Source organism: Acinetobacter sp. FDAARGOS_559, from assembly GCF_003940475.1.
Classification (GTDB): domain Bacteria; phylum Pseudomonadota; class Gammaproteobacteria; order Pseudomonadales; family Moraxellaceae; genus Acinetobacter; species Acinetobacter baumannii.
On sequence record NZ_RKJG01000005.1, the window covers coordinates 2,364,466 to 2,389,803 of the forward strand.

Below are 25,338 nucleotides of genomic sequence, written 5' to 3' on the forward strand. Positions count from 1 at the left end.
AGATTCGACCTCATAACACATTTCCTGACCCGAAATGCTGTTATTAAATTGGTCATAAAAATTCATGATAAATGCCAACAAAAATAAGTAAGGCATGTTGTTATGGATCTGACCAAACGTATTCATCAATACACACGTGGGGCTTGGGCATTCAATGTCATTGATTCAGGCCCTATAGATGGCCCTCTCGTGGTTTTATTGCATGGCTTTCCAGAAACTGCCCATAGTTGGGAGCAGACTTCGGAATTATTGCATGAGCATCAATTTAGAACATTTGCGATCCATCAACGTGGTTATAGTCTAAATGCTAGACCACAAAGCCGCTTTCATTACGCTTTAAGTGAACTAACTGAAGATGTCGCAGTTTTTATTAAGGGACTTGGTCAACCAGTTTATTTAATTGGGCACGATTGGGGTTCTGTAATTGCGTCTAGTGTAGCTATGAAGTATCCGCAGTATATTCAACATCTCACTTTAGTTTCCGTACCCCATCAAGCTGCTTTTTTAAAAGCCTGCTTAAGTAGCAATCAACTACTAAAATCTTATTATTTTGCAGTTTTTCAGCTTCCTATTTTGCCCGAACTTTTATTTAAGAAAATGCCTAAAGTAGCAAGAAAATTTCTTAAATCATCTGGCATGACCGAACAGCAAATTGAAATATTCGAAACTGAATTTATAAAAGAAAATAGGCTAACTACGGCATTAAACTGGTATCGTGGCTTTTTTTGGGAAAAGCCTGAAAATCTTTTTAAAGCAATAGACGTTCCCACTCTTTTTATTTGGGGTAAGCATGATATTGCAGTAACAGAAAAAAGTGCCATGTTAAATTCAGGTTATTTTAAAAATAATTATAAGGCTATTTTTATGGATGCCTCTCATTGGATTCCTTATCAAAATGCACCTGAACTCGTACAGTGCTTTTTAGAATCTATACATGATCAAGCATAATCTTATAAATAAAAAACCTCTCTATAATGAGAGGTTTTTTATTTAAAATTCTTTTTAAATTGAGAATGAAGAACCACAACCACAGGTTGTTGTCGCATTCGGGTTCTGCACAATAAAGCGTGAACCTTCAAGGCCTTCAACATAATCAACCACTGAGCCAACTAAATATTGATAGCTGAGTGAGTCAACCAGCATCTTTACATCGCCATTTACAAATTCAGCATCATCTTCATTTACGCTTTCGGCGAAATTGAAGCCGTATGAAAACCCTGAACACCCGCCTCCGGTTACATATACACGTAACATGAGATCGTCATTCCCTTCACTATCACGGAGTTGGCGTACCTTATTGGCAGCATTATCTGTCAAAACTAGAGCTTGGGCATTCATGATGATTGTTCCTCGGATTTTGCTGTGCCTTTCAAAATAAAAAAGACCCTATATTGAGTATAGCATAATCAATATAGGGTCTGTCTTCGAAGTTTAAAGCGAATCTTGAGTATTTTTATCAAGATTATTTGTAATTCTCATCTTGTAAGCCACATTCAAAGTTTTTCGCGTCTTGCTTACAACGGAATTGCCATAATAGTTTCATCATCCGTTTATCATAAACACCGCGTTTTGTAAGATTAATTCGTGATTCACGCATGAGCTTTTGATAACCCGGTTTATCGGCAGCTGGTACTTCCATCCAATATTTTTGCGGAATATCCGCTTTCATTTTACCCAAGATAGTAAAAGCACGCGGTAACTGACCAGCCACCCACTCTCTAGATTTCTGACCAAAACCAGCTGGGAATTTGTCTGGACGAATAATAATATTTCCGGTCACCTGTAAAATTGGATAGTTTACAATTGCCCCTTTTGTACCTAAGCCTTTTTGTAACTCTAAAGGTTTAAAAGCTGCTGCTGGCGCACCAATAATATCGACCTGATGATTGTTAAATTTGGCCCCGAAATTAGTTACATCTGCACTCACAGCCTGCGCACCCACCTGCTGAACCATGATTTTTTGTGCTTCATCGTAGTCTAATACGGCGATTTTTTTACCCGCAGCTTTCGCTACGGTATTAATACTACGGTCGTTTACTAAAAGGTAAGCATCTCCTACCGGAATAACACCTACTACCTCATAGCGGCCATTGACCATATATTTACTAAAGGTTTGGCTTGCTAAACCTTGCATGACTTTAACAGCAAGTTTGAGATCTGGAATCGCGCCAATTGCATCTAATGATCCCGTAAATGAGTTGAATTGACGTCCACGCATGCCTGATACACTAATACCATCACATTTGCCCGCTTTAAAATCTTCAGCAATCACTGCTTCATTCTGGTTTACTTTTAGTTCGATATCAGCTCCCCAGTTTTTCGCTGCAAGCTGATAGTCCTTCATGAGTGCATAGACATCGCCATTTTTACCAACAAAATCAAAAACACATATGGTTTGTTTGGCCTCGGCTGCAAATGAAATTGTTGTGAGTCCCATCGCAAGTAAAAGCGTTTTGGAAAATCGCATATTCTTTTCCTTTCCTTGTAAATTTTTTGTTTTTGGCATCAAGAAATTTCACGCTGGTTGGCATGATTCTCATGAGATACGCTTCATCTAAGATTCACATTTTAGATATTGTTATGATCAATTCTGTTTATCCGAGCTCAATAAAAAATAACGAGTTAAATTCCCTTAGCTCTTTTAATGACTCACTTCCTTGTTCTATTTTCTAATATCTTCATATATCCAGATGAAGTTTTATCCTCAATTTAGATTAGCGTCTTTTTAATGAATCACAATGGCTGAATTGACAGCCTTTAGAAAGCAAAAAAGCCTAGAATAAATCTAGGCTTTTAAGTTCAACATGAATTATTCACCAGGCATTGAACATTCAAAGTTAGCTTTGTCTACAGAACAACGTGCTTTTTTCAATACAGACATCATACCTGCATCGTAAATACCGCGTTTAGTTAAATCCATACGGCCATCACGTAACATTTTTTGATATTTCAGTTTGTCTTCAGCACTTAGGTTCATTTTGTATTTACCTGGAATTTGTGCTTCTAAACGGTTAATCATTGCAAAGCTTTTTGGTAATTGTTTTACGAACCAATCACGAGACTTTTGACCAAAGCCTGCTGGGAATTTATCAGCACGCAATACTAAATCAGCCGTTACATGTAATACCGGGAAGTTCCACATTACACCGTTTGCGCCCAAACCTTTATTCAATTCTAATGGTTTGTATGCATAAGCAGGCGCACCTACCATATCTACCTGACCATTATTAAATTTAGCAGCAAAGTTTGAAATATCAGAAAGAACTGCCTGAGCACCTACGCGCTGCACCATAATTTTTTGTGCATCGTCATAACCTAATACGGCGAATTTTTTACCAGCAGCTTTTTCAACTGAGTTGATGTTTTTATCACGTACGAAAATGAACGCTGAACCTAACGGAGAGATACCAGCAACTTCGTATTTTTTACCGCCAAGGTTAGTTGTCATTTTTGCAGCATTACGTGCATCTAATACATAAGTAATAGCACGTTGAGCAATTTGGTTATTAGGAACGCCGCCAAGTGAGTCGATTGATCCGGCAAATTTGTTATATTGGCGAGCGCGCATAGCTGTCATTGCTACGGCATCACATTTACCAGCTTTAAAATCATTATCTGCAACAGCCTCGTCCTGACGAGGAACTAAGTTAATTTCAGTACCCCAGCCTTTTGCAGCTAGAGCCCATTCTTCCATCATTTTATATGAGTCGCCTGCTTTTCCTAAGAGGTCGAATACACACACGGTACTCGCTGCTTGCGCTGAAGCAGAAAAACCAACAACAGAAGCGGCAGCCATAGCAAGTACGATTTTTTTCATTTTCTTCATCCTTCCACGGAACAGATTTTTTGTTTGAAGTTTCCTTTCAAACACAGATATTAATCATGTTTTTTAGAAAAAAATAGAGCTTTTACTCAAATATTTTTATCTCATTGAACCATTGTTTGTTCGATTTAAATTATTTATTAAAATGAAAAATCGCTAATTTTCCGTAAGTTATTTTTTATATTCACAATTTTCATACCCATATTCAGCTTTGAAATATCTGTAGGGTTTTTGTGATTAAAAAACAAACTACTCTCCAGTAAGCGTACATTCAAAATTTGTCCGTTCAATGGTGCATCGTGCGCGCTTGAGTACACTCATCATTGTCGCGTCATATACACCTTGTTTTGTTAAGCCAAGGCGACCTCCACGTAATATTTTCTGATATTTCAATTTATCTTCGGCTGAAAAATTTAATTTAATTTTAGGAGGAATCCCGGTTTCTAACCGTTTTACCATTGCGAAGTTCTGTGGCAACTGTTTAATAAACCATTCACGAGACTTCATTCCAAAATTGGCCGGAAACTTATCACTTCTTGCAATTAAATCCCCTGTGACGTTCACCACAGGAAAAGTAAACATGGCTCCATTTGCTCCAATTCCCTTACCAATTTCTAACGGTTTATAAGCATAAGCAGGTGCAGCAATTGCCTCGACTTGGCCACTATTAAACTTTTTCACAAAATCGGTAATCTCAGAAGGAATAGGCTGGGCACCTACACTTTCAACCATAATTTTCTGGGCTGCGTCATATTGCAAAATAGCAAACTTAGTCCCACGTACTTTCTCAATTGAGTTGAGGTTTCTATCTCTTACAAATAAGTATGCTAGTCCAATCTGGACAATTCCAACCACCTCATAGTTTGTTCCATTTTGTGTGGTTAGCATGCGATGTTTATTACGTTGATCTAAAACGTAACTAATTGCCTTTTGAGCAATAGCATTACTTGTCACGCCCCCAATCGCATCAATCGAGCCTGCAAATTTATTGTAGTTTCGTGCTCGCATTGAAGTCATATAAGCTGCATCGCATTTACCCTCACGCAGCCTACGATCTACTAGAGCTTCATCTTGAAATGGAATTAATGTAATGTCCGCTTGCCAACTTTTTGCCGCAAGAGCCCATTCTTCCATCATTTTGTAGGATTCACCTGATTTACCCAATAAATCGAATACACATACGTTTTGCCCCGCGTGTGTTGTCCCCATAGCACAGCAAATGACTGCACTTACTATCCCCAATCTTTTTTTCATTTGACTTTCCTTAGTCTGGTTTTATTAGTAGCTCATTTATCAACCAAGTTTTAAATTGTTTTTATTTTAGCCATATTTTTCTAAATGTGGCCTATCTTGCTCAAAATTTAGATATTTTCAGACGAATAGCTTTAATCGGAATCAGTGAAACCATGCAATCTCAGTATTTATAAACTAAAACTCCGAAAGTTTTGTCTTCATGATCAGTTCTCTTTAAAATACAGCATCCCTAACTCACCTCGATAAGACAAGATGATTCAATTTGACCAAGTTTCTTTACGCCGCGGTGGACGTGTTCTATTTCAAAAAGCGTCTATGCAATTACACCCAGGTTGGAAGATTGGTCTGACTGGGGTCAATGGTGCAGGTAAATCAACACTATTTGCGGCATTACTCGGTAGCTTAGGAGCAGATGAAGGCTCGCTTACTCGTCCTTCTGTATGGACTGTGGCCCATATGGCGCAAGAAGTTAAAGCCCTAGACATGCCTGCTATCGACTTTGTCCTTTCTGGTGATGAAGAATATTGGGATATTCAAAATAAACTTGCTCAACCAGAACAATTAACAGACTCGGATTTAGCTAAATTACATGGCCGTTTTGATGAAATTCATGGTTATTCTGCGCCATCTAAAGCAGCTCAGCTGATGGCTGGCTTAGGGTTTCTAGAACATCAATTACGTTTAAACGTTGCTAGTTTTTCTGGTGGATGGCGTATGCGTCTGAATTTGGCGCGTACATTGATGAGTCGTTCTGACTTACTCTTATTGGATGAGCCAACTAACCACTTAGACCTAGACGCAATTTTATGGTTAGAAGATTGGCTCAAAGCTTATGAGGGCACCCTCATTTTAATATCGCATGACCGAGATTTCTTAGATGCAATTACAGACCATATTCTTCATATTGAGAATCAGGAACTTACTCTTTACACGGGTAACTACTCCACATTTGAGACCACTCGAAGTGAACGTTTAGCACAACAACAACAAGCTTTTGAAAAACAGCAAGAAGCCCGTGCTCATTTACAAAAGTTCATTGATCGCTTTAAGGCTAAAGCCACTAAAGCTCGTCAGGCACAAAGTCGTATTAAGCAACTTGAACGCATGCAGCAACTTGCACCTGCTCATGTAGATACACCGTTTACTTTTAGTTTCCGTGAACCTACCAAAATGAGTTCACCGTTGCTGACCCTAGAAAATGCCAGCATAGGTTATGGCGATAAAAAAATTGCTGAAAAAATTAAACTTCAAATTACGCCAAACTCGCGTATTGGTCTGCTTGGTATGAATGGTGCGGGTAAATCAACATTGATTAAAAGCTTGGTGGGCGATTTACCATTACTGGCAGGTGAACGTAAAGCTTCCGAGCTACTTAACATTGGTTACTTTGCACAGCACCAAATGGACGCTTTAGATGGTCAAGCCAGCCCAATGCTTCAACTCGCTCGGATAGCCGATAAACAAATTAGTGAAGCAACATTACGTTCTTTTTTAGGTAGTTTTGGCTTTAGTGGCGAACGCATGGATACTCCATGTGAAAGCTTCTCTGGGGGTGAGCGCGCTCGTTTGGCCTTAGCACTCATTGTATGGCAGCGCCCAAATGTTTTAATTCTGGATGAACCAACGAACCACTTAGACCTTGATATGCGTCATGCGCTTAGTATGGCCTTACAAGATTTTGAGGGTGCAGTTGTTCTGGTTTCTCACGAACGTCAACTTATTGCAAGTGTATGTGATGAGCTTCTTTTAGTACACGGTGGCAAATGTACCGAGTTTGAAGGTGATTTGCAGGATTATGCTAAATGGCTACGTGAAGCACGCCAGCAACAAATCAATGCTCAGACTGCTGTAGCACAAAATAATTCATCTTCTGCCGCTCCAGCTCCCGCTAAAGTCGATAAAGAGGCACAGCGTAAAGAAGCAGCTCGCCGTCGTGAACAAACTCGACCAATCCGTAAAAATATTGAAAAGGTTGAATCTCAAATTGAAAAGCTTCAGCCACGTCTTGCTGAAATCGAAGAAGCTTTAGCAGATACTTCACTATATGAAGCTAATCGTAAGGACGATTTGCTTAAACTAATGAATGAGCAAACTGAACTCAAAGCTAAGCTTGAACAATATGAAGAGCAACTCTTAGAACTCATGATGGAACTTGAGGAAATGGAAGCCTCATTTGAAAACTAAATATCTTGGCCAGTACTCGTATATTTAAGTATCTGTACTGGCTTTTATTTTTATTAGCTTATAAAAATATGAACGATCTCTAATAAAGTTTCATTCAGCTGTTAAATTTTTGAGATAGATTCAAATTTGATAACATATAAAACTTAAGCTACATCTTAAGGGTTGCCATACACAGATAATTTAACTAAATTCTGTAACTTCGTTTTTACCCTTCTTGAGTAGGTATTTAATTCGGGATCAGACAAACTGAATGAATTTTATTGATTTTATTACTAATTTTGAACAATTTTTACCTATTTTGATTCAGGAGTATGGTGCATGGGTTTATGCCATACTCTTTTTGATTATTTTTTCTGAAACCGCTTTTGTGTTTATGTTCTTTTTACCTGGAGATAGCTTACTTTTAACTGTAGGTGCACTGTGCTCGGTGGTTGAACTGATGCATCTTGGTTATATGATTACTCTGCTCACCGTTGCAGCAACATTAGGCTATATCGTCAATTATTCTATTGGCCGCCATTTTGGAAACCGTATTTTTGAAGCAAAATCACGTTTTATTAAAAAAGAATATTTGAATAAAACGAACCGCTATTTCTTGCAACATGGCGGTAAAACTATTCTTTTAGCACGTTTTATTCCTTTCGCACGTTCTTTTGCACCCCTCGCTGCCGGCTCAAGCAATATGAGCTATGGAAAATTTTTGATTTACAATGTGGCAGGAGCTATTTTGTGGATCTGCATCCTTTTAACGGCTGGCTACCTATTTGGCCATGCACTCATTCAAGTTACAGATTTTGTTGAAAATTAATAAGTTTGGTTAAATAAATTTATATAGCTAAAAATAAAGGGAATGAATTAATCATTCCCTTTATTTGATTTAGATCAAAGTAACTTTATCTAAACTTTTTGTGGTTTTCATTACGAATATTTACCAGATTAATTGCTTCAGCTTTGGCTTGGTCCAATTGTCCCTTATCAACAAAAACCGTAACCCGATCAATTTCAGCAACCAACTGATCTAAACCCGCTTGGTACTCTTTTACCTGTACATTTTCAGGGGGTAAACCTTCCAACTTATGAGGTAAAGATAATTTTGAAGATAATGCTGCCTGACGCATAATCACAAGCTGCTGTTTAGCGTTATCGATATCTTTTGCTTCAGCAAAGGCTTTAGTGCTCTTCGCTAAAGTTTTCATGTCGGCTTCCAAGTCTGCTGCAAATGCAGAATGACTCACTAAAGCCGCACATGAAATCAGCATACTTGCTAGAATTTTTTGACTCATCATCTTCTCTCCCTAGACTGATTTAGAATCTTGCTATCAATTAAGCATCAATATCCGCATTTAATGCATTTTCTTCAATAAAGGCACGACGTGGTTCAACATCATCGCCCATTAAGCATGAGAACATGCGATCAGCTTCAATTGCATCATCAATAGTCACCTGTAACATATTACGGTTTTCAGGGTCCATTGTGGTTTCCCAAAGCTGCTCAGCATTCATCTCGCCCAGTCCTTTATAGCGCTGGATCATCATTCCACGGCGTGAATCTTGCAGAATGTGCTGCCATACCTGATGGAAATTAGCGACTTGAATACGACGATCACCTTTTTGTAAGTATGCGCCATCTTCAATTAACTTGAACCAACTCTTCGAGTTCTTCAATAAACGAGCATATTCCGCAGAATTCAATAAACCTGCGTCAAGTAAGTAAGCATGTGGCAAGTTATGAACATATACAGTTACACGCGGCCAATAATGCGCAGATTTCTCGCCTTGAGCATTCTCACGTTCAAATGTTTCAAGCGTAATTTCCGGACGTAAGCTAGGTTGCAACTTCTCTACAGCTTCACGTACTTGATCTGCCCATTGTTGTACATAAGCTTGATCATGGTTCTGATCTGCTTTAAATGCGTCAACTTCGAGTAATGCATCCAGTAAGCTTGCTGGATAACGTAACGTTAAGCGTTGTAAGCTCTTTTGTGAAACTTGATAGTCTTGAATTACTTTTGCCAGCGCTTCACCTGTAATTGCAGGCGCATCAGCACTAATATGTAAAGCAAGCTCATCAATCGCATTTGAAATCAAGTAAGTTTCTAATGCGTCGTTATCTTTAATATATTGCTCTTGCTTACCTTTTTTGAGCTTATACAAAGGTGGCTGTGCAATATAAATATGACCACGTTCCACCAACTCCGGCATTTGACGGAAGAAGAATGTTAATAACAATGTACGGATGTGCGAACCATCGACATCGGCATCGGTCATAATAATAATTTTATGATAACGGAGCTTGTCAGGGTTATATTCTTCACGGCCAATACCACAGCCAAGTGCGGTAATTAATGTACCCACTTCCTGACTAGAGATCATTTTGTCAAAGCGCGCACGCTCAACGTTCAGGATCTTACCTTTTAAAGGTAGAATAGCCTGCATTTTACGGTTACGGCCTTGTTTGGCACTACCACCCGCAGAGTCACCCTCGACAAGATACAATTCAGAAAGCGCTGGGTCTTTTTCCTGACAGTCAGCCAATTTACCAGGCAAACCTGCAATATCTAATGCACTCTTACGGCGTGTCATTTCACGTGCTTTACGTGCAGCATCACGTGCGCGTGCAGCATCAATAATCTTGCCTGCAATTGATTTTGCAGCTTGTGGATTCTCAAGTAAGTAAGCAGAGAACTCTTTGTTCATTGCTTGCTCTACCGCTGGTTTTACCTCACTTGATACCAATTTTTCTTTTGTCTGAGACGAGAATTTCGGATCAGGAACCTTAACGGAAATGATAGCTGTTAAACCTTCACGCGCATCATCACCAGTCACATTCACTTTTTCTTTCTTGAGAATATTTTCATTTTCAAGATACTGGTTTAAGCCACGTGTTAAAGCTGCGCGGAAACCTGCTAAGTGCGTACCACCATCTTTTTGTGGAATGTTGTTTGTGAAACAGCGAACATTTTCTTGGTAACTATCGTTCCATTGCAATGCAACTTCTACAGCAATGCCGTTGTCAGCATCGGCTGTGAAATGGAAGATTTCGTTGAGATGGTTTTTACCTTCGTTGATGTATTTTACAAACTCAGATAAACCGCCTTCATAGTCATACACATGCTCAAGGTTAATACGTTCATCACGTAAAACGATACGTACACCAGCATTCAAGAAAGAAAGCTCACGTAAACGGCGTGCTAGAATTTCAACATTAAAAATGGTTTGACTGAATGTTTCTGCACTTGGCCAAAAACGTACAGTTGTTCCGGTATTATCCGTTTCACCAATCACACGCAATGGATATTGCGGATCGCCATGATGATATTCTTGCTCATGGATTTGACCAGCACGGTAAATTGTTAGATGCAATTTACTTGAAAGTGCGTTAACAACCGAAACACCTACGCCGTGTAAGCCACCTGAAACTTTATAGCTATTATCGTCAAACTTACCGCCTGCATGCAGAATCGTTAAAATTACTTCTGCAGCAGAAACCCCTTCTTCAGGGTGAATATCGGTCGGAATACCGCGGCCATTATCTGAAACACTGACCGATTCATCCTCGTGAATCGTGACAATAATTTCATCGCAGTGGCCAGCTAAAGCTTCGTCGATTGCATTATCGACAACCTCAAACACCATATGGTGTAAACCGGTACCGTCGTCTGTATCCCCAATATACATACCCGGACGTTTACGAACTGCATCTAATCCACGTAATACTTTAATACTAGAGGAATCATAAGCCTTTTCATTGGTTTGTTCTGTTTGAGAGGCTGATTGAGACTCTGAACTCATGGTTTCTCCCTAGCAAATATAGGTTTATTCAAAGATGGGTAACATCAAAAAATTATGGTGCAGCAAGACTAACTTGACCGGATTCAACACTGAATAATTGATATGAAATAGACAGATCATGTAAATGTTTTTTTACCGATGCATGATCTAAAGTTGTCATAAAAACCTGGCTACCAAGTTGGCTTAATCGTTCAATTAAACGTTGTTGTGCGGTTAAGTCTAATTCTGCTGTCAGATCATCTAATAATACCACAGTTTCCTTATTACTCGCATGCAACATTGCAATTTGTGACAGTTTTAAGGCAATAATCAAGAGTTTTTTCTGACCTCTTGATAAAACATCATCAGCATGTCCAAATGGCGTTTTTAAGCGCAAATCTGCCCGATGCGGACCATACTCGGTATAACGTCTCTCGATGTCTTTTTGATGCTGATTCAACAAGTCTTGCATAAGCCCCTGCTCTGTATGAAAACCTGGGCTATATTCCAGTTCAATCTCCAAATCAGGGAGTAATTGGCTTAAGTCATTTTGGAAATAAACATTCCATTGCTCGACAATACTTAAACGCTGTGAGTGCAAAATCTCGCCATAATCACTCAACATTTTGTTCCACGGTTCTAAATCAGCTAATGAAAGATTACGCCGTGTTTTGAGTAAGGTATTACGCTGCTTTAGCGCACGAGAGTAATATTGCCACGCAAAATAAAATTCAGGTTCCACGTGGAACATAAGCCAATCTAAAAGTTGTCTTCTTGGCTTGGCACCATGATCAATAATATCCGTACTTTGTGGATCAATATGCTGTAAAGGAAGTAACTTTGCGAGCTGACCTTGAGTCGCAACGGTATCGCCATTCACTTTCATGAGTTGCTCACCAGAAGCGAGTTTCTGCATACCAATTTTTTCAGTCGCTGACTGAGCAAATACAATCGCGTCGTCAGCTTCATATTGAATATAATTTTTGGGTATATGTGTACGGAATGAGCGACCTGTTGCAAGCAAATGGATCGCTTCTAAAATTGATGTTTTACCCGAACCGTTTGCGCCATAAAAGACATTAAACGGTTGCAACCCATGGAGTGCAACCGTTTTTAAATTACGCACACGTTCAATATTTAAGCGCGTAAGATGCATATAGTTAAACCAGATTAAACACGCATCGGCATAACTACATAGGTCTGGTCAGGATGAGCCGGATCTTGAACCAATACAGACTGATTCGCCTCAGTCATGCTCATATTTACATCATCACCATCTAATACACCCAACACATCGAGTAGGTATTGAGCATTAAATGACATTTCTAATGGGGCACTTTGATATTGGATCGCTAAATCTTCAATTGCTTCATCTTGTTCAGGGTTATTTGCACGAAGCTGTAAAGAATCCTGATTGAAGTTTAGGAAAACACCACGCAATTTTTCATTACTTAAAATTGCTACACGTTGTAATGATTGTTTAAATACGTCATGACCAATCAAAACATGTTTATCACCACCACGTGGAATAACACGGCGATAATCAGGGAATTTCCCATCAATTAATTTAGTTGTAAAACGAACCGTAATATCACCTTGTTCTTTATCACGGCTTGGCGTATTAATCGTTACATTTAATAATTCACGGCCAATAAGCAAAGTGAGCTGTTCATCTTCAATGCTGAGTAAACGTTGCAATTCGCCCACAGCTTTACGAGGCACAATCGCTTGTACCAACTGAGATGAAGTAGAGGAAGCCAAAATTTCACAAAGTGCTAAACGGTGACCATCAGTTGTTACTGCACGCAATTGATTTTCATCAATTTCTAATAAAGTACCAGTGAGGTAAAAACGTACATCTTGTACAGCCATTGCAAAAGCAGTTTTTTCAAATAAACGCTTTAATTCACGTTGAGTCACCTGTACTTGCGTACCCTGGCTATTCTCAGTGGTTAACAATGGATAATCTTCAGCCGGTAGTGTACCTAGCACAAAACGGCTATTACCAGATTTTAAAATACATCTTTGATCTTCAGTAATTTGTAAATCAATCAATGCAGCTGTAGGCAAAGATTTACAAATTTCCATCAATTTACGAGCAGGAACAGTTGTCTCGCCTGCCTCAAGGCACGCCCCTTCTGATAAAGCGGTGCTCGCTACGAGTTCAACTTCTAAATCGGAACCCGTAATAGTGAGCGCTTGAGCATTAGTCTGAATTTTGACGTTTGAAAGAATATTCAAGGTATGACGACGTTCTACCGCACCGACCACATGCGATAAAACATTGAGTAAACTTTCTTTAGCGATTTTCAAACGCACGATTCATTCCTCTAGCAACTTGGAGCAAACATTTCATTTTTTAGCTGTGTACTATGCTGCACTTACGTAGACTTTGCAACAACGTCTTATTATTTCATTAACTTTGAAGCAAACGTAATAAGTTCTTATAATCTTCATCAAAGATTGGGTCTTCTTCCCGTAAACTGACGACTTTTTCACAAGCATGCATCACTGTACTGTGATCACGCCCACCAAAAGCCATTCCAATTTCAGGAAAACTATCTCCCGTTAATTCACGGGCAAGCCCCATCGCCAACTGACGTGGTCGAGCATAAATTCGGGTACGCTTTGGACCTACCAGCTCTTTTAATGGAATTCGGAAATATTCACTCACTACACGCTGGATATTTTCTACACTAATTGTACGAGCACGGATCGCTAAAACATCTTTTAAAGATTCCCGTACGACATCAAGGTCAATTGGAGCACCTTTAAAACGTGAAATTGCGACAACTTTATTCAGTGCGCCCTCAAGTTCACGTACGTTCGCCACGACTTGTTGGGCAATAAACAACGCACAGTTTCTAGGTAAATCAACGCCACTATTTTCAGCTTTTTTAAGCAGAATTTCGATTCGAGTTTCAATATCAGGTGGTTCAACACCTACTGATAGCCCCCAGGAAAAACGAGAAACCAAACGAGGATCAAGTTCTGTTAATTCTTTAGGATATCGATCTGACGTTAAAATAATTTGTTTGGATTCATCAAGTAAGGCATTAAATGTATAGAAGAATTCAACGAGGCTTGCTTCTTTTCCTGCCAAAAGATGAATATCATCTACTAATAACAAGTCTAAAGAACGGCAATTTTTCTTAAACTCTTCTACCTTTCCTTTTTGTAATGAGCTCACAAAATCTTGTACAAAACTTTCTGAAGTCATATACATGACTCTTGCATTCGGCTTCGCTTGCAGTAAGGCATTACCAACTGCTTGCATTAAGTGAGTCTTACCAAGACCTGTCGGGCCATATAAAAACAAAGGGTTATGTTGAGAAGCACCTAACTGTGTTAATACTTTTCTACAGGTTTCTGCTGCCATTTGGTTAGAACGGCCTTCAACAAATAGTGAAAAAGTAAATTGTGGATTTAATAGTTTCTTTTTTGAACTCTTAGAACTAACCGCAGTATTAGCAACAGGTTCCGGTTCTCTTTTAACCTTAGCAGGTTGAGGTATAGGGGCAGTTTGTAAAGCTGCTGTAGTTGTTGCAGGCTGTTCACTAGAGGACAAAATACTACCAGGACGAGAATCTACCAAGATTTCAACCTGACGCACCCGCCCTTCTGACAATTGTTCAGCCAATATAGAAATTAACTCTAAATGATTCTCTTGAATATAACGCGTCCAATAAGGATTAGGAGCATAGAGACGTAGTATCCCCTCTACTTCTTCAGCTACTAAAGGGCGAATCCACATCGCAAAGACGTTATCAGAGAGCTCTTGTCGCAAGCGAGTTAAGCAGTCTGTCCAAAGCATGTGTATCCCCTATGTCTGCGTTTTAAATTCAAATCATTTAAAGATTAACCCTTCCTGATGAGAAGGGGTCGCCATTCTACCCAAGTTATCCACATCTGTCATGACGATTTCGTTTGATTTTGCCTAAAAAGAAATCTCTTGTGAATAAATTTAAATTCAAAATCAATTGTGAATAACTTTTTGTACATCCTGTGGATAAATTATCACATAAACTTATCCACAATCCATAAAGACAATAAAAACAGAGTTATCAACAGTTCAAATATATGTTTTTTAAATTTAAAACTGTGAAATCCACAAGAAAAGTCCACACTAATAAGAATAAATTTAAATTTTAAAATTTAAATTTATTTAATAGGGCTGATCCAAATTGTGGATAACTAAAAAATATGAATTTAAATTCAAATATACCAAATCAAAACCAACTTCACATCAAGGTTTGTTGATAAGTATGTAAATAAGAAGTGTATATCTTAAAAGTCTTAATAAAAATAAACAATTACTTTGTGCATAACTTTTAAATAAGAAAAATAGGCTAAATATAAAGAGAAGATAAAAAGTTAAAAATTTGACTTAAATACAAAACTTTCACGGTTTTTCATTGACAGCGTAAACATTGCACAATAAAATCGCGGACCTTTATAGAAAGATCATTTTTGGGAGTTTCGATATGAAACGTACTTTCCAACCATCTGAATTAAAGCGTAAGCGCGTTCATGGTTTCCGTGCTCGTATGGCAACTAAAGCTGGTCGTCAAGTATTAGCTCGTCGTCGTGCAAAAGGTCGTCATAGCTTAACTGTTTAATACTGTTACGCTGACCAGACTTGGGTGTGATGGCACTTTACAGTTTTAGCACAGATCTTCGTATACGCTGTGCTGCAGATTATAAAAGTGTATTTGATGGTGCGCTTTTTAAAGTGCATCAACCCCATTTTTTATTTCTTGCAAAATTAACCGAACAGCCTAACAGCCGTTTGGGTATTGTTGTTGCTAAGAAAAAAGTGCGTCGTGCGCATGAAAGAAATCGAATAAAACGTCTTGCTCGTGAGAGCTTTCGTCTACATCAGCCGAAATTTGGGTCAGACATAGATGTTGTTGTGATGCCTAAAGTTGGTATAGAAACGATTACGAATGCTGAGCTATATCAACAATTAGATTTTGCTTGGCAAAAATTACAACGCTTAGCGAAAAAACATTCTAAAGTTGTCCCAACCTCGCAGAATTAAGAGATGACCAATGGTTCGTATTTTGCGTTGGTTCATTCGACTGTATCAAATTGCGATTAGTCCGCTTCTTGGACCCCGTTGTCGTTATATCCCAACTTGTTCCCAATATGCGCTAGAAGCATTACAAACTCATGGTGCAATCAAAGGCGTTTGGTTATCTTCTAAACGTATTTGTCGTTGTCATCCGTGGGGAGGCTCTGGATACGATCCGGTACCGCCTAAAGCAATTCGTTTTATTTCGTTTCATCAAATAGATTCTCAAACGCATCATGTTGCTGTACCCTTTCGTGATCGTTTAATGAAGCAAAATCTCTCTAACCATTTGGGGTAATAGATATGCAACAATGGGCCAGGTTTGCAATTCTCGGGGCCATGTTTGTCACCGCATATTTGCTCATTTTGGCTTGGCAAAAAGATTATGGAAATGCTGCAACTGCACCGCAACAACAAGCGGCGGCTGTAAGTTCACATGAAGTATCTGCTGATTTGCCAAATGCTAAAACTGCAACAGTGGCTTCCGATGTGCCACAAGCAAATATTGCGCAGTCACAAACCACAGATGCAACTGCACCTGTGAATCAACAGCTTATTTCAGTACAAACTGACCTTTATCATCTTTGGATCAATCCAAAAGGTGGTGATATTGTTCGTATTGAATTACTCTCTCACGACAAGAGCAAAGACAGTAATCAACCATTTGTTATGCTTGAAAATGATGCCAAGCGTACTTATGTTGCTCAGTCTGGCTTAATTGGTTTGAATGGACCAGATAGCAGTCGTGGTGGTCGCCCATTATATGCTGTTGAAAAAACATCATATACTTTAGCTGATGCTAAAGGGGTACAAGATCAAAGTGGACATTCTGAGAAAGTTTTAACAGTTCCTATGGTGTTTAAGACACCAGAAGGCGTTGAAATTATTAAAACTTTTACATTTACTCAAGGTCAATATCCAATTGTTGTCAAACATCAAGTTGTTAACCGTAGCCAACAAAACTGGCAAGGTCAGATGTTTGGACAGTTGAAACGTGATAATTCGGAAGATCCAGGTAAGTCTTCTCAGGGTATTTTCACTTTAGGTACGTTCTTAGGTGGTGCATGGGGTACTCCAGATGCTCACTACAACAAACTTAAGTTTGCGAATTTCTCTGAAGAAAAACTCAATACCGAAGCTAAAGGCGGTTGGGTTGCAATGGTTCAGCACTACTTTGTAAGTGCTTGGATTCCAGGAAACCTTAAACTGACTCAAGCAAATGGTCAGCCTTATGTCGCTAAACTTGAATCTCGTCAGTCTGCGGATCATATGAATATTATTGGCTTTACTTCGCCAGTAATTAATGTTCCGGCGGGTACTTCGATGGAAGTCGATGCGAAGCTTTATTCAGGTCCAAAAGTACAATCTGAATTAAAAGATTTAGCGGTAGGTTTAAACCAGACTGTTGACTATGGTTGGTTATGGCCAATTGCGAAGTTATTGTTCCTAGGTCTTCAATTCTTCCATAGCATTGTAGGCAACTGGGGATGGTCAATCATCTTACTTACTATTATGGTGAAGATGATTTTATGGCCTTTATCTTCAAAAAGTTATCGTTCTATGGCGAAAATGCGTGTGATTGCACCAGAAATGCAACGCATGAAAGAAGAATTCGGTGAAGACCGTATGCGCTTCTCGCAAGAAATGATGGCGCTTTACAAACGTGAACAAGTTAACCCGCTTTCTGGTTGTTTACCGTTATTGCTACAAATGCCAATTTTCCTTGCTTTGTACTGGGTACTCATGGAAAGTGTGGAATTACGTCATGCACCGTGGTTAGGCTGGATTCAAGACTTGTCTGCGATGGACCCATGGTTCATCTTGCCATTAATTATGGGTGCGGCAATGTTTGCTCAGCAAATGTTGAACCCGCAACCAGCTGATCCAATGCAGGCGAAAGTATTCCGCATTATGCCGATTATGTTTACGGTATTTATGTTGTTCTTCCCTGCGGGTCTTGTGTTGTACTGGATTGTGAACAACAGTATTACAATCTTACAGCAATGGTTTATTAACAAGAGCGTTGAGAAAAGTCGTATCAGTAAAGCTGAATCGGCATCTTAATCCTTGAACTTTTGCTGAATCAATCCGCTTAAGATGGTAATCTTAGGCGGATTTTTCTTTGGCTGTATTTTAGGTTTTTAGGTGAATAATATGCATAGTCAAACCACAATTGCCGCAATTGCAACGCCACCAGGGCGTGGTGGAGTGGGCGTGATTCGCTTATCGGGACCTAAGGCCTATGATATTGCTCAAAAACTGACGCAAAAAAACTTACCTGAAGCTCGGATGGCGGGTTTCCGTAAGTTTTATGATGCTGATGGAAGTATTATGGATGAAGGCATTGTCTTGTGCTTTCCAAATCCACATTCTTTTACCGGTGAAGATGTTGTAGAACTGCAAGGCCACGGTGGCCCTGTCATTCAAAATGCCTTACTTGGCCGTTTATTTGAGCTTGGGGCAATTGCTGCAAAAGCTGGGGAATTCTCCATGCGAGCTTTTGAAAATGGCAAAATGGACTTGGTACAAGCTGAAGCAATTGCAGATTTGATTGATGCGACCTCTCAAGCTGCGGCTCGTTCGGCAGTCCGTTCTTTACAAGGCGCTTTTTCAACAAAAATTAATACAGTTTTAGAAAAACTGATTCATTTACGTTTGCACGTAGAAGCTGCGATTGATTTTCCAGAAGAAGAAATTGATTTTTTGGCTGATGGCAAAATTTTAGCTTTACTTGAAGACGTTCAGCAGTCTGTACATGCTGTTCAAACCTCTGCACGACAAGGGCAATTACTCCGTGAAGGTCTACAGGTTGTTATTGCGGGTAAACCAAATGCAGGTAAGTCGAGCTTGTTGAATGCACTTGCTGGTGTTGAGCGTGCAATTGTGACTGATATTGCTGGTACAACTCGTGATGTTTTACATGAAAAAATTAGCTTAAATGGTTTACCAATCACCTTAACGGATACTGCGGGTCTTCGTGAAACGGGAGATGTAGTCGAGAAAGAAGGCATTCGTCGTGCAATCAAAGAAATTGAGCAGGCCGATTTGTTGTTATTAGTCTACGATTTAAATCAAGGCGATGACCCCTTAAAACTGGCTCAAGAATACTTTGCTGAACATATTGAACCGCGTCGTCTCATGTTAATTGGCAATAAATGTGATTTAACTGGTCAATCTGCCGAAATAAGCGATTATCAAGGGTTCCGTCATATCACAGTTTCAGCAAAACAAGAGATGGGCGTACAAGGCCTCGTAGATGCGATTATAGCACATGCAGGATTTCACCCTGAGGAAGATACATTTATTGCGAGAACACGTCATTTAGACGCAATGAAGCGCACTCAGCTCTATTTGGCAGAGGCACGTGAGCAACTTGTTGTATTTAACGCAGGTGAACTCGTTGCCGAATCACTACGTCTTGCTCAAAATGCTTTAGGTGAAATTACGGGTGACTTTAGTGCCGATGACCTATTAGGCAAAATCTTTGGTTCGTTCTGTATCGGAAAATAATAAAAAACTGGATGATGTAGAGTGCTATGTCATCCAGTACTTTTCTCAGCCGTATCTTTTTAAAACTTTTAAAAATTCATCTAGCTCATTTTGATCGACTTCTGCGCCTTTAAGTACGTGATGATGTAAGTGCTGTTCCATTAATTCACTCATCAAACCGTTTATTGCACCTTTTATGGCTGCAACTTGCTGCAAAATATCTATACATGAAGATTCTGGTTGTTCTATCGCATTTTCAATGCTGTTGATTTGCCCTTTTAGTCGTTTTACACGATTAACAATTTTTTTATCCTGACCAATGTGACTCATCTGTTTTCTCTTGTACAATTTAATATACTGGTAGGGAGTATATTGGGTTTAAATTTTATGCAGGATTATAGTGTATCACGTCATCATCAACATCAGTTTGATGAAGGAAATCCACTTGCACAAAAACGTATTTTGATTGCAACCATTTTAACGGCGTCCATGATGGTACTGGAAGTATTTGGTGGATGGTTCTTCAATTCAATGGCACTACTGGCCGACGGTTGGCATATGAGTTCACATATGTTGGCCCTTGGTTTAGCCTACTTTGCCTATCGTGCAGCCCGCCATTATTCCAATGATCACCGTTTTAGCTTTGGAACTTGGAAAATTGAGATTTTAGCTGGCTATAGCAGCGCAATTTTGCTGATGGTTGTGGCTATTTTTATGGCGTTTCAGTCAATTCAACGTTTATTTAACCCAGTTGAAATTTTTTATAATGAAGCGATTCCAATTGCAATTTTAGGTTTAGTTATTAACTTGATTTGCGCATGGTTACTTCATGATGATGGTCACCATCACCATCACCATCACCATCACCATCACCATCACCATCACCATCATGAGCATAGCCATGGGCATCATCAGCATGATTTAAACCAAAAAGCTGCGTTTTTACATGTGGTTGCAGATGCAGTGACTTCTGTTTTTGCAATTGTAGCGCTTTTCGCAGGTAAATATTTTGGATGGGATTTTTTAGATGCACTTTTAGGAATTTTAGGTGCTATTTTAGTTGCAAAGTGGTCTTTTGGCTTAATGAAAGAGACAGGAAAAACTCTTCTAGATGCTGAAATGGACCATCCTGTAGTTGATGAAATTCGGGAAGTAATAGCTGAATTTCCGAAACATGCGGAAATTACAGATATTCATGTCTGGAAAGTCGCAAAAGGTAAATTTTCTTGTATTTTGGCACTTGAAACTGATGATATCTCTTTAAATGCAGACCAGATTCGTGATGCTTTATCGATTCATGATGAAATTGTGCATATTTCAGTAGAAATTAATACCTTAAAACCTGTTTATGTTCCACGTGAAACATTGGCGTAACTGAGTAGAAGTTTGGTTATAACTCGGTAATCAGTTCTGTTTTCACTAACGGAACTGATTAAAATGTTCTCCTCTCCTGCCTCCGAGTCGGTTTTATGATTAAAAAATTAGGAATATTGGCGTTATTTAGTTTAACTACAAGTTTGAGTTTCGCTAATGTAGATACTGTTCGGGAAAATATTAAAAAACAATATCCTAATTTGAAAATTAGTAATATTCAGAAAACCGAAATGCCTGGACTATATAGTGCTAATCTGGACCAGCAAATTATTTATCTTGGTGAAGATGGGCAGCACATGTTTGTAGGCTCTATGATTCGGTTAAAAGACCAAAAGAACTTAACTAAAGATCTGGTTTTAGGACAGAACTCAATTGATTGGAAACAGTTGCCTTTAAAAGATGCTATTAAAACAGTCAAAGGTAATGGCCAGCATGTTTTAGCAGTATTTTCTGATCCAAACTGCCCTTATTGTAAACAGCTTGAGCCTGAACTCGACAAGCTGAAAGATGTGACTATTTACACGTTCATCTATCCTTTAAAACCTCAGTCTATTGTGGTTTCTAGACAAGTTTGGTGTGCACCGAATCAATCATATTCATGGAAAAAATTAATTGAGCAAGGTGTTAAACCAACGGTTGCGAGCTGTACAAACCCGATTGACCGTAACTTGGAATTAGGGAAAAAATTAGGTTTTAATGGCACGCCTACTCTCATTTTTGCTAACGGATTTAAACTCGTCGGAGCGCGCTCTGCTGAAGAAATTCAGGCAGTTTGGAAAGAGTTAGGTTTATAAAATGACTTAAAAAAAGCACCTTTCGGTGCTTTTTTTAAATTAAATTTACTACTTAGCTTTTTCGTGCAATTAGGTTATAGATAAAGAGAATAATGACGGCACCAATGACAGAAGCAATAAAGCCCGCCGCTGAATTTTCTCCATAAAGACCAAGTAAGCGACCGCCATAAGTGGCTAGAAGTGAACCAGCAATACCAATTAAAGTAGTAACAATAAAACCTGCTTTATCATCACCTGGGTGTAAAGCACGAGCGATTAAGCCAGCGAAGAAACCAACCACAATAGCAACAATAAGTGACCACATATTTGTTCTCCAGTTGTTTTTTTGATGAAGTTAATGATTTTGCTTCATATTCTATCGTGCGGTAGAGTGATCTATTTTGTCTGTAGCAGATTGCGACTTTTTGTGTCTTTTTTGTTCAAAGCTCAGCCTTTATATAAAAAAATAGCACCTTGCGGTGCCATTTTTATAAAATTTATAGGCCAATCTCACCAATAAATGGTAAGTGACGATATTTCTGGTCGTAGTCTAAGCCATAACCAACAATAAATTTATCTTCAACTTCAAAACCTAAAAATTTAACTTCTAAATCAATTTCACGGCGAGATGGTTTACTCACTAATGTGCATAATTGAATTGAATTTGGTTCGCGAGTCTGCAACATTTCCACGACTTTGCTTAAGGTGTTGCCTGAGTCAATAATATCTTCAACCACAAGCACGTCTTTACCACGAATTTCACCATCAAGATCTTTTAAGATTTTAACGTCTCGACTTGAAGTGGTACCGCCGCCATAGCTAGACACTGTCATAAAGTCGAGTTCATGTGGTTTGGTAATCGTACGGCATAAGTCTGCCATGAAAATAACAGAACCACGAAGTAGACCAATCAGAACCAATTCTTTGTCACTATTTGCATAGTGAGAATTGATTTGCTCGCCGAGCTCTTTGACTTTTGCTTGAATTTCTTCGGTTGAAATCATGATGCTCATTGCAACAGTCATGGCAGATTCCTACAAGATATAAAAGAAAAAATAAAAAAGGTGTTGACCAGCAACACCTCGAAAATCTGAGTTAATGGTAAAATTTTAAAGCAAAATGACGTTTCATGCACCCTTTGATGGCTGTGAAATTTTATCATTTTGCGGAATATGTCGATCACGCTTTAACGCAATAGCACATATTCCAAATAATAACAAAAACTTAACAATGCCTTTTTTATTTGGCTGTTTCTTTTTGATAAGCACGGTTTCCATAAATATAAGTCGCCTCAATATTACGGTCATCACCTAAAGTGAATAATGCAAACAGTGAATCTTCAACAGACTTAGATTTAGACTGGCGAAGTTCCTGTAATGCTGTTGGCTTTAAGTTTAGTACCACAAAGTCTGCTTCTTTACCGACGTTGAAGTTACCTAACTGATCCTGCAAATCGAGTGCTTTTGCTCCGCCTAGGGTTGCATGATAAAGCGCTTCGTAAGCTGAGAGTTTATCACCTTGTAATTGCTGAACCTTATAAGCCTCGTTAACAGTTTGCAGTAAGCTAAACGATGTGCCAGCCCCAATATCTGTCCCTAAGCCTACTTTCACTTGTTTTTCCCAAGTTTTTTTCAATGGAAATAAACCACTGCCTAAGAACAGGTTTGAAGTTGGGCAAAATGCGATAGCCGATTGTGTATCATGCATACATTGCCATTCTTCATCTTCTAAGTGAACGCAATGCGCAAACACAGAACGCTTACCAGTCAGGCCATAATGTTGATAAACATCTAAATAGCCCGCTTGTTCCGGAAATAAAGATTTCACCCAAGCAATTTCATCTTTGTTTTCACTTAAATGCGTATGGACATACACATCCGGAAATTCTTGTTTTAACTGCCCTGCTCTTTCTAATTGCTCAGGTGTAGAAGTCGGCGCAAATCGTGGCGTAATCGCATACAGAGCACGGCCCTTACCATGCCATTTTTCAATGAGTGCTTTAGTGTCGCTGTAAGCCGTTTCTGGCGTGTCACACAGCGCTTCCGGAGCATTACGGTCCATAAGTACCTTGCCGGCAATTAAACGCATCTGAACGCGCTCTGCGGCTTCAAATAAGGCATCAACAGACTCGGGATGAACTGTACAGAAAACGAGGGCCGTGGTTGTACCGTGTTTTAAGAGTTCCTGAACAAAGAACTGGGCAATTTCGCTTGCATATGTTTTGTCTTGAAACTGGATTTCAGTTGGGAAAGTATAAGTATTAAGCCAGCTTAAAAGTTGTTCGCCGTAAGCTCCCACCATTTCGGTTTGCGGAAAGTGAATATGGGTATCAATAAAGCCGGGTACAATCAATTGTTCTGGATAATGTTGAACCTCAACCCCAGCAGGTAGATGCGCCTGAGCGTCTTCCCATGCACCAAACCATTTGATTTTTCCATGTTCACTAATCAATACACCATCTTCTAAATAACGCACTTGATTAGGAATATCAGTTGGCTCAGAGACGGTTTGGTGGATATCTAAAAAACGACCACGCACAACGGTGGTATTTGCGATCAATGACATGGAAAGCCTTTATATTTTCACTTTTTTCGATTGATTGTACCCCAGTTAGCCAATATTTAAACGGTATAACGTTTACTTAGTCCCCATTCAGCCAAAATCCGTCGATAAGTCGTTGATGAACGGTCTGCTTCAAAATGTGCTTCCATCATTAGATCGAGCGGTAGTTCTTCTGGTTTTTGTGATTCGACCATATCTTGGTCTTCAGCAAAAATTTGCGCATTAAATGCATATACTTTTTCTAAATCACCTGTTTGGTCAAAGTTACGTGTGAGTGGAACAAATAAACGGGTTTTATTACTTGAGATAGGACAACAGGCATTTAAAATTTTTAAGATCCCACTTTCTGGAAAATCGACAGTAAGCACGGCAGAAAATGGCGGATAAACCTCAAAAGTACGCTTCCACAAAAAGCCTTCTGGTTCGAGATGTTTTAGTTCATGCGGATAATTATTGACATTGCTGATATAGACCGTTTTTAAGCCATAGTTGGTACGTTCAGTGTGATATTTAGGGACGACAGGGTTATCACGATTCGCAAAGGCGTTGTGATGCACCCATGCAAAATGAGCGACATCAATAAACCCTTCAAGCTGACGACCACTAGAACCACCAATATCTACAAAAGGTGGCAAAATCGCTTGATGTTCTGCATCATCCCAAGTATCTAATACAGGAATATTGGCTTTATCAATATCACGACCATGAATACTGGTCCAAATGAGGCCGTATCTTTGCACAACCGGAAATTTGGTTAGAGAAAAACGATCAGAAATTTTAGTCAGTTCGGGCTGAGCTGGTATTTGGGTACATTTCCCTTCGGTGTTATAGCGTAGACCGTGATAAGGACAAACAATCTCCTCACCATCCACCCAACCTTTGGTTAAAGGCACGCCACGATGTGGGCAAATGTCTCGGACCAGATGAATTTCACCACTTTCTGTCTTGTAGAGTGCCATATTGACGTCTAGTAGTGTGACTCTTTGAGGCGCATTAGAGACATCTTGAATACGTGCGACGTAAGCGTCCGCTGA

The 25,338-nt window shown here is 39.2% G+C and carries 23 protein-coding genes and 1 pseudogene; 10 read left to right on the plus strand and 14 right to left on the minus strand.

Going from position 1 to position 25,338, the window contains the following annotated elements; translation table 11 throughout:
- Nucleotides 1-102 precede the first annotated feature (102 nt).
- Entirely contained in the window at nucleotides 103-948 is an 846-nt protein-coding gene (locus EGS71_RS12855) for an alpha/beta fold hydrolase (RefSeq protein ID WP_000366381.1), read from the plus strand.
- 54 nt (nucleotides 949-1,002) lie between these two features.
- On the opposite strand, the gene erpA is transcribed toward EGS71_RS12855, so the two are convergent.
- The 4 genes from erpA to EGS71_RS12875 all read right to left on the minus strand — a co-directional run bounded on the left by erpA (nucleotide 1,003) and on the right by EGS71_RS12875 (nucleotide 5,077).
- Nucleotides 1,003-1,338 (minus strand): iron-sulfur cluster insertion protein ErpA, encoded by a 336-nt coding sequence (gene erpA, locus EGS71_RS12860; RefSeq protein WP_000993572.1) that lies wholly within the window; start codon nucleotides 1,336-1,338, stop codon nucleotides 1,003-1,005.
- 124 nt (nucleotides 1,339-1,462) lie between these two features.
- Nucleotides 1,463-2,467, minus strand: coding sequence for a putative solute-binding protein (locus EGS71_RS12865; RefSeq protein WP_001212535.1), 1,005 nt, complete (start codon nucleotides 2,465-2,467; stop codon nucleotides 1,463-1,465).
- A gap of 342 nt (nucleotides 2,468-2,809) precedes the next feature.
- Entirely contained in the window at nucleotides 2,810-3,817 is a 1,008-nt protein-coding gene (locus EGS71_RS12870) for a putative solute-binding protein (RefSeq protein ID WP_000724999.1), read from the minus strand.
- A 255-nt stretch (nucleotides 3,818-4,072) separates the two neighbouring features.
- Entirely contained in the window at nucleotides 4,073-5,077 is a 1,005-nt protein-coding gene (locus tag EGS71_RS12875) for a putative solute-binding protein (protein WP_000746543.1), read from the minus strand.
- Between the two features lie 252 nt (nucleotides 5,078-5,329).
- Here EGS71_RS12875 and abc-f point away from each other — a divergent pair, with 252 nt between their 5' ends.
- Entirely contained in the window at nucleotides 5,330-7,261 is a 1,932-nt protein-coding gene (gene abc-f / locus EGS71_RS12880) for a ribosomal protection-like ABC-F family protein (RefSeq protein ID WP_000613985.1), read from the plus strand.
- Nucleotides 7,262-7,511: 250 nt separating this feature from the next.
- Nucleotides 7,512-8,069: a VTT domain-containing protein gene (locus tag EGS71_RS12885; RefSeq protein ID WP_001009202.1), complete on the plus strand. Its 558-nt coding sequence runs from the start codon at nucleotides 7,512-7,514 to the stop codon at nucleotides 8,067-8,069.
- An 85-nt stretch (nucleotides 8,070-8,154) separates the two neighbouring features.
- On the opposite strand, the gene cybC is transcribed toward EGS71_RS12885, so the two are convergent.
- The 5 genes from cybC to dnaA form a co-directional block, all read right to left on the minus strand.
- Entirely contained in the window at nucleotides 8,155-8,547 is a 393-nt protein-coding gene (cybC, locus tag EGS71_RS12890; protein ID WP_000987631.1) for a cytochrome b562, read from the minus strand.
- A 37-nt stretch (nucleotides 8,548-8,584) separates the two neighbouring features.
- Nucleotides 8,585-11,053 (minus strand): DNA topoisomerase (ATP-hydrolyzing) subunit B, encoded by a 2,469-nt coding sequence (gyrB, locus tag EGS71_RS12895; RefSeq protein ID WP_000093726.1) that lies wholly within the window; start codon nucleotides 11,051-11,053, stop codon nucleotides 8,585-8,587.
- A gap of 52 nt (nucleotides 11,054-11,105) precedes the next feature.
- Nucleotides 11,106-12,188 carry a DNA replication/repair protein RecF gene (gene recF / locus EGS71_RS12900; protein WP_000550807.1) on the minus strand — a complete coding sequence of 361 codons (1,083 nt, stop codon included), beginning with the start codon at nucleotides 12,186-12,188 and terminating at the stop codon, nucleotides 11,106-11,108.
- 14 nt (nucleotides 12,189-12,202) lie between these two features.
- Complete coding sequence (gene dnaN / locus EGS71_RS12905) at nucleotides 12,203-13,351, minus strand: DNA polymerase III subunit beta (RefSeq protein ID WP_001237350.1); 1,149 nt, start codon at nucleotides 13,349-13,351, stop codon at nucleotides 12,203-12,205.
- A gap of 97 nt (nucleotides 13,352-13,448) precedes the next feature.
- Nucleotides 13,449-14,846, minus strand: coding sequence for a chromosomal replication initiator protein DnaA (gene dnaA, locus EGS71_RS12910; protein WP_000964768.1), 1,398 nt, complete (start codon nucleotides 14,844-14,846; stop codon nucleotides 13,449-13,451).
- Between the two features lie 670 nt (nucleotides 14,847-15,516).
- Here dnaA and rpmH point away from each other — a divergent pair.
- From rpmH to mnmE, 5 genes are all read left to right on the plus strand, one after another.
- Nucleotides 15,517-15,651, plus strand: a complete 135-nt coding sequence (gene rpmH / locus EGS71_RS12915) for a 50S ribosomal protein L34 (RefSeq protein WP_000831329.1) — start codon at nucleotides 15,517-15,519, stop codon at nucleotides 15,649-15,651.
- Between the two features lie 29 nt (nucleotides 15,652-15,680).
- Nucleotides 15,681-16,073 carry a ribonuclease P protein component gene (rnpA, locus tag EGS71_RS12920; protein ID WP_001240377.1) on the plus strand — a complete coding sequence of 131 codons (393 nt, stop codon included), beginning with the start codon at nucleotides 15,681-15,683 and terminating at the stop codon, nucleotides 16,071-16,073.
- A 10-nt stretch (nucleotides 16,074-16,083) separates the two neighbouring features.
- Entirely contained in the window at nucleotides 16,084-16,404 is a 321-nt protein-coding gene (gene yidD / locus EGS71_RS12925) for a membrane protein insertion efficiency factor YidD (protein ID WP_000251652.1), read from the plus strand.
- A 5-nt stretch (nucleotides 16,405-16,409) separates the two neighbouring features.
- Nucleotides 16,410-18,170: a membrane protein insertase YidC gene (gene yidC, locus EGS71_RS12930; RefSeq protein WP_002009563.1), complete on the plus strand. Its 1,761-nt coding sequence runs from the start codon at nucleotides 16,410-16,412 to the stop codon at nucleotides 18,168-18,170.
- A gap of 90 nt (nucleotides 18,171-18,260) precedes the next feature.
- Nucleotides 18,261-19,616, plus strand: a complete 1,356-nt coding sequence (gene mnmE, locus EGS71_RS12935) for a tRNA uridine-5-carboxymethylaminomethyl(34) synthesis GTPase MnmE (RefSeq protein ID WP_000556119.1) — start codon at nucleotides 18,261-18,263, stop codon at nucleotides 19,614-19,616.
- A gap of 45 nt (nucleotides 19,617-19,661) precedes the next feature.
- On the opposite strand, the gene EGS71_RS12940 is transcribed toward mnmE, so the two are convergent.
- Nucleotides 19,662-19,925 (minus strand): metal/formaldehyde-sensitive transcriptional repressor, encoded by a 264-nt coding sequence (locus EGS71_RS12940; protein ID WP_000018128.1) that lies wholly within the window; start codon nucleotides 19,923-19,925, stop codon nucleotides 19,662-19,664.
- A gap of 57 nt (nucleotides 19,926-19,982) precedes the next feature.
- Between EGS71_RS12940 and dmeF the strand changes: the two genes are divergently transcribed.
- Nucleotides 19,983-20,969 (plus strand): CDF family Co(II)/Ni(II) efflux transporter DmeF, encoded by a 987-nt coding sequence (dmeF, locus tag EGS71_RS12945; protein WP_001154510.1) that lies wholly within the window; start codon nucleotides 19,983-19,985, stop codon nucleotides 20,967-20,969.
- Between the two features lie 95 nt (nucleotides 20,970-21,064).
- Entirely contained in the window at nucleotides 21,065-21,763 is a 699-nt protein-coding gene (locus EGS71_RS12950) for a DsbC family protein (RefSeq protein WP_000592161.1), read from the plus strand.
- Nucleotides 21,764-21,815: 52 nt separating this feature from the next.
- Here EGS71_RS12950 and EGS71_RS12955 read toward each other — a convergent pair whose 3' ends face one another.
- From EGS71_RS12955 to EGS71_RS12970, 4 genes and pseudogenes are all read right to left on the minus strand, one after another.
- On the minus strand, nucleotides 21,816-22,067 hold the full coding sequence (locus EGS71_RS12955; RefSeq protein ID WP_000269732.1) for a GlsB/YeaQ/YmgE family stress response membrane protein: 252 nt from the start codon (nucleotides 22,065-22,067) through the stop codon (nucleotides 21,816-21,818).
- Nucleotides 22,068-22,239: 172 nt separating this feature from the next.
- Nucleotides 22,240-22,767 (minus strand): hypoxanthine phosphoribosyltransferase, encoded by a 528-nt coding sequence (gene hpt, locus EGS71_RS12960; protein ID WP_000214980.1) that lies wholly within the window; start codon nucleotides 22,765-22,767, stop codon nucleotides 22,240-22,242.
- Between the two features lie 214 nt (nucleotides 22,768-22,981).
- A complete protein-coding gene (gene guaD, locus EGS71_RS12965; protein WP_000052265.1) occupies nucleotides 22,982-24,307 on the minus strand; it encodes a guanine deaminase in 1,326 nt (441 codons plus the stop codon).
- A gap of 56 nt (nucleotides 24,308-24,363) precedes the next feature.
- Nucleotides 24,364-25,323 (minus strand): annotated as a pseudogene (locus tag EGS71_RS12970) (Rieske 2Fe-2S domain-containing protein); the annotation flags it as partial.
- Nucleotides 25,324-25,338 lie beyond the last annotated feature (15 nt).

What these genes read in the sequence shown, in the direction of transcription:
- EGS71_RS12855 (WP_000366381.1), top strand. Translation starts at nt 103, where the DNA reads ATGGATCTGACCAAACGTATTCATCAATACACACGTGGGGCTTGGGCA.
- erpA (WP_000993572.1), bottom strand. Translation starts at nt 1,338, where the DNA reads ATGAATGCCCAAGCTCTAGTTTTGACAGATAATGCTGCCAATAAGGTA.
- EGS71_RS12865 (WP_001212535.1), bottom strand. Translation starts at nt 2,467, where the DNA reads ATGCGATTTTCCAAAACGCTTTTACTTGCGATGGGACTCACAACAATT.
- EGS71_RS12870 (WP_000724999.1), bottom strand. Translation starts at nt 3,817, where the DNA reads ATGAAAAAAATCGTACTTGCTATGGCTGCCGCTTCTGTTGTTGGTTTT.
- EGS71_RS12875 (WP_000746543.1), bottom strand. Translation starts at nt 5,077, where the DNA reads ATGAAAAAAAGATTGGGGATAGTAAGTGCAGTCATTTGCTGTGCTATG.
- abc-f (WP_000613985.1), top strand. Translation starts at nt 5,330, where the DNA reads ATGATTCAATTTGACCAAGTTTCTTTACGCCGCGGTGGACGTGTTCTA.
- EGS71_RS12885 (WP_001009202.1), top strand. Translation starts at nt 7,512, where the DNA reads ATGAATTTTATTGATTTTATTACTAATTTTGAACAATTTTTACCTATT.
- cybC (WP_000987631.1), bottom strand. Translation starts at nt 8,547, where the DNA reads ATGATGAGTCAAAAAATTCTAGCAAGTATGCTGATTTCATGTGCGGCT.
- gyrB (WP_000093726.1), bottom strand. Translation starts at nt 11,053, where the DNA reads ATGAGTTCAGAGTCTCAATCAGCCTCTCAAACAGAACAAACCAATGAA.
- recF (WP_000550807.1), bottom strand. Translation starts at nt 12,188, where the DNA reads ATGCATCTTACGCGCTTAAATATTGAACGTGTGCGTAATTTAAAAACG.
- dnaA (WP_000964768.1), bottom strand. Translation starts at nt 14,846, where the DNA reads ATGCTTTGGACAGACTGCTTAACTCGCTTGCGACAAGAGCTCTCTGAT.
- rpmH (WP_000831329.1), top strand. Translation starts at nt 15,517, where the DNA reads ATGAAACGTACTTTCCAACCATCTGAATTAAAGCGTAAGCGCGTTCAT.
- rnpA (WP_001240377.1), top strand. Translation starts at nt 15,681, where the DNA reads ATGGCACTTTACAGTTTTAGCACAGATCTTCGTATACGCTGTGCTGCA.
- yidD (WP_000251652.1), top strand. Translation starts at nt 16,084, where the DNA reads ATGGTTCGTATTTTGCGTTGGTTCATTCGACTGTATCAAATTGCGATT.
- yidC (WP_002009563.1), top strand. Translation starts at nt 16,410, where the DNA reads ATGCAACAATGGGCCAGGTTTGCAATTCTCGGGGCCATGTTTGTCACC.
- mnmE (WP_000556119.1), top strand. Translation starts at nt 18,261, where the DNA reads ATGCATAGTCAAACCACAATTGCCGCAATTGCAACGCCACCAGGGCGT.
- EGS71_RS12940 (WP_000018128.1), bottom strand. Translation starts at nt 19,925, where the DNA reads ATGAGTCACATTGGTCAGGATAAAAAAATTGTTAATCGTGTAAAACGA.
- dmeF (WP_001154510.1), top strand. Translation starts at nt 19,983, where the DNA reads ATGCAGGATTATAGTGTATCACGTCATCATCAACATCAGTTTGATGAA.
- EGS71_RS12950 (WP_000592161.1), top strand. Translation starts at nt 21,065, where the DNA reads ATGATTAAAAAATTAGGAATATTGGCGTTATTTAGTTTAACTACAAGT.
- EGS71_RS12955 (WP_000269732.1), bottom strand. Translation starts at nt 22,067, where the DNA reads ATGTGGTCACTTATTGTTGCTATTGTGGTTGGTTTCTTCGCTGGCTTA.
- hpt (WP_000214980.1), bottom strand. Translation starts at nt 22,767, where the DNA reads ATGACTGTTGCAATGAGCATCATGATTTCAACCGAAGAAATTCAAGCA.
- guaD (WP_000052265.1), bottom strand. Translation starts at nt 24,307, where the DNA reads ATGTCATTGATCGCAAATACCACCGTTGTGCGTGGTCGTTTTTTAGAT.